Below are 2,120 nucleotides of genomic sequence, written 5' to 3'. Positions count from 1 at the left end.
CATGATTCATTACTTCACAAAATACAGAATTTTTCTGAAATAGAATTGCGAAAAAATGAGATCTAAAACGCTTCAGGTGGGGAGGAGGAGTGCATTTTCCGTCGGGCGCTCGTACTTTCGGTGGCTTGGTGACAGGTATAAGAAAACCACCGAAGACGGTGGTTTTTGTGAATAAATTAGATTTTAACTAATAACATCGAATTCAGCTTTGTGTAGTGCATTCTCTTTTTCTTTTTCAAATATGAAGGTCTGCCCCCATATAATCTCCCAACTCTCTTTTAATACGATGAAACAACAGGCACCGAAAAATATGCCATATACACTAAACTAGCTTGAAATGAAGTCGTCAAGCGTTGTGAATCACTCTTAAATTTATTGTTGATTGTTACTTTTGAACATGCTGAATATGTTTATTTAGTGTCATGAAATTAGCCAGTTAGCGAGCCTGAATAAATTTTTATACCTGCAACACTTTTGTTTTTCTTGTAAGACTCTAGGTTTTTGAGCTTTGTCGAAACCGATGAAGCAGCAGACGTGCCCATGTACGTACCATTATGAACTTCAGAAAATTTATGACTTTCTAGTACTGTTTTAGCTTCTAAATCAAAGCTTGTTGCTTTTTTGGATGATATTACGATGAAGTTTGGCATATTTGACCTTTTAACATTATGAATCAGATTATCATAATGGATTAAATGTGATAGAATTCAATAGTATAAATCAACACCACGAAACAGAAAAAGCTTAACTCTACAAATTCCTCTGATTTCTCCTACAGACATAAGATCTGCTTAAGTGATAAGCAACGTATAGAAAAGAGCCATGCGTTGTCTATCACTTTGAAACTTTTATTAGCTTTTTTCTTTTTTAACTACCGCAGACCAAGCATAGTCACACCCATTACAGTAATAATTTTTTTTGATCTTCACAAAAGTAGTCGTAACAGCCCGTTTGGCGTAGGAACCATCAGACAGCTTTTCATCAACATTTTTAGTTCCGACCCAACGATCTAGCTCTTCAACAGCACGAAGACTATAGCTTTTAGAGCGACACTTGGGGCACTGCCAGCGAATTAGAATGTTCCAAAAGGCTAAAGCCGCCCACGCTATAGCTAGAGCATACGCAATTAAATCATTTGACTGAAGCGAAAAAAAATCTAGGTACTCTTTCCCGGTTTGAGTACTAACAATATACCGATGCAATCCAGCAGCAGCTAATGCGATAAAGCCAAAATTAAAAATCAAATTCATACTTACTCACTCTTCTTAAAAGTCTTGAACAACTCTCGGTTTTTTCACCAACCGCAAGTATTAGATTGCCTTTTATTCTCAGAGAATACATACATTTAGTGAATATTACATAGATTACATATTATTTTGTGCAAATAATCAAAGTTAAACATAAGTTCTGTATTTGAATATGTAGTTTTTCTATGTGGAACTATCGTTATGGCCAATCCATGTAAACACGGCAATTTAGAAAGACAAAAAGGCATCTCAAAAGCTATAGGTATGTATAAATACACATGATTATTTAGTAACATGAGTTCATCATTTCGATAGTTTTATGGTGTCTTATGAGAGTAATTTGCCCCGAATGTGGTGCGAAAGCCTGCATACAAAAATCAAACCGTATTTCAACAAGCTACAGCGATTTATATTGCAGCTGTAGCGACCCTGAATGCGGCCACACGTTCGTGATGAATCTTTCTTTCAGCCATACGCTTAGCCCTTCCGCAAAGACCACCACACAAATGGCCTTTAACCTGGTTAAAGCACTTGGCCCAGAGCAAAAAAAAGAGCTGAAAAACCAGCTCTCAATACTATAAATTAAACCTTGGGCTTTCTGTTTCATCCGCCATCTGAATGATCATCTTCATGGCCTCTATCCTATTGCTATCAAGCTCGCCTTGATTGTCTGCAATCACCAACCCCATCAAATACACACCGACCTTTGCCCTGCTCTCAAGTTCGGTACTTAACGCGACCGCATCTACGATTAACTCTAATGCTTGTTGAAAAAGTTGGTTTTTATTAGACATGACAAGCCCTCCTTATGATGACATAGGCAATATACTGGATATACATACAGTTTTCTAGTGAGGATTATATCTTTTTAGG

Annotated in this window: 4 protein-coding genes; 1 reads left to right on the top strand and 3 read right to left on the bottom strand. The window is 37.0% G+C overall.

Features of this window, described 5'->3' with window-relative positions:
- Positions 1–428: 428 nt before the first annotated feature.
- Positions 429–650, bottom strand: a complete 222-nt coding sequence (locus VSA01S_RS19590) for a hypothetical protein (protein ID WP_039983144.1) — start codon at positions 648–650, stop codon at positions 429–431.
- A 201-nt stretch (positions 651–851) separates the two neighbouring features.
- A complete protein-coding gene (locus VSA01S_RS19585) occupies positions 852–1,250 on the bottom strand; it encodes a hypothetical protein (RefSeq protein WP_039983145.1) in 399 nt (132 codons plus the stop codon).
- A gap of 326 nt (positions 1,251–1,576) precedes the next feature.
- Here VSA01S_RS19585 and VSA01S_RS19580 point away from each other — a divergent pair, with 326 nt between their 5' ends.
- Entirely contained in the window at positions 1,577–1,828 is a 252-nt protein-coding gene (locus VSA01S_RS19580; protein WP_021710427.1) for an Ogr/Delta-like zinc finger protein, read from the top strand.
- Here the strand turns inward: VSA01S_RS19580 and VSA01S_RS19575 are convergent.
- Complete coding sequence (locus VSA01S_RS19575) at positions 1,823–2,041, bottom strand: hypothetical protein (RefSeq protein WP_050567453.1); 219 nt, start codon at positions 2,039–2,041, stop codon at positions 1,823–1,825. The two genes, VSA01S_RS19580 and VSA01S_RS19575, sit on opposite strands and share 6 nt — an antisense overlap.
- Between the last annotated feature and the right edge of the window lie 79 nt (positions 2,042–2,120).

Origin of the sequence: Vibrio sagamiensis NBRC 104589, assembly GCF_007990935.1 — a bacterium.
GTDB lineage: Bacteria > Pseudomonadota > Gammaproteobacteria > Enterobacterales > Vibrionaceae > Vibrio > Vibrio sagamiensis.
The sequence above is the reverse complement of the archived record's forward strand: the minus strand, read 5'-3'. Positions and strand labels throughout refer to the sequence as shown.

Bases quoted from the DNA above. Each gene is read 5' to 3' on its own strand.
- VSA01S_RS19585 (WP_039983145.1), bottom strand. From the start codon at position 1,250: ATGAATTTGATTTTTAATTTTGGCTTTATCGCATTAGCTGCTGCTGGA.
- VSA01S_RS19580 (WP_021710427.1), top strand. From the start codon at position 1,577: ATGAGAGTAATTTGCCCCGAATGTGGTGCGAAAGCCTGCATACAAAAA.
- VSA01S_RS19590 (WP_039983144.1), bottom strand. From the start codon at position 650: ATGCCAAACTTCATCGTAATATCATCCAAAAAAGCAACAAGCTTTGAT.
- VSA01S_RS19575 (WP_050567453.1), bottom strand. From the start codon at position 2,041: ATGTCTAATAAAAACCAACTTTTTCAACAAGCATTAGAGTTAATCGTA.